This is a genomic window from Dubosiella muris, from assembly GCF_004793885.1.
GTDB classification, from domain to species: Bacteria; Bacillota_I; Bacilli_A; order Erysipelotrichales; family Erysipelotrichaceae; genus Dubosiella; species Dubosiella muris.
Genome location: NZ_SRYG01000054.1, coordinates 1 through 838 on the forward strand (window position 1 = coordinate 1; position 838 = coordinate 838).

At 53.6% G+C, this 838-nt stretch carries 1 protein-coding gene; it reads right to left on the reverse strand.

Features of this window, described 5'->3' with window-relative positions:
* Window positions 1-812 (reverse strand): class C sortase (locus E5336_RS12265; protein ID WP_277820875.1); only part of this gene is annotated, 812 nt, incomplete at its 3' end.
* Window positions 813-838 lie beyond the last annotated feature (26 nt).

Genomic DNA, 838 nt, shown 5'->3' on the forward strand with positions numbered 1-838 from the left:
TTTTTCACGATCCATCCTATGCCCAGCGCCACAAAGAGGAGCACCCCGACAAAGATGGCGACCACGTTGCGGTTCAGTAAAACCGCTTCCGACCGGGCGTTTACGAAGTCGTCCGGCAAATTGTCGACACGATGGCCGCGCACAAGCAGACGATGGGTGTTGATTCCATAGGGCGTGCACGTTTGCAGCGTCGCCAGATCCTTCCCCTCTTCGATCTGCAAATACGTGAAATCGTTGGGTTCCACGATTTTGATCTGATCCACCTGATACGTGTACGTATCGTCCAACACGACAAACATGAAGTAGTCCCCCACTTCCATCTGGTCCAGATCGGTAAACAGCTTGGCCGAGGGCAAGCCCCGGTGCCCGGATACAATGGTATGGGTACTTTCACCGCCAATGGGCAGCGAAGACCCTTCGATATGGCCGATGGCGTCCTGCAACGTCGACTCCTCCACCCCATGGTAGATGGGAAGATTCACCCGCAAGGAGGGAATCTTGACAACGCCCATGATGCCGTCCCCGGCCACATCTAGTACCGATTCATATTCGGCATGCAAAGCGTCCGAAGGATGGAACCGGTTGGGTTCGGACAACAGCGACGTATTGTAGGCACGCGCGTCGGAAAGATACTTTTCATATTCTTCATCCGACATCGTCGCCACCGCTTCCGAATAGGAGTCGATGGCGCGAGTGGCATGAAACTGATTCCACCAGTCCGCTACCGTTGGATACAACAGCAGGGACAGCCCTACCGTGAACATCATGACAAGCAGAACTGTGGACCAATTCTTTTTCATAAATTTTTTCATGTAGAGCTCTCCCTGCCGCTGAATCA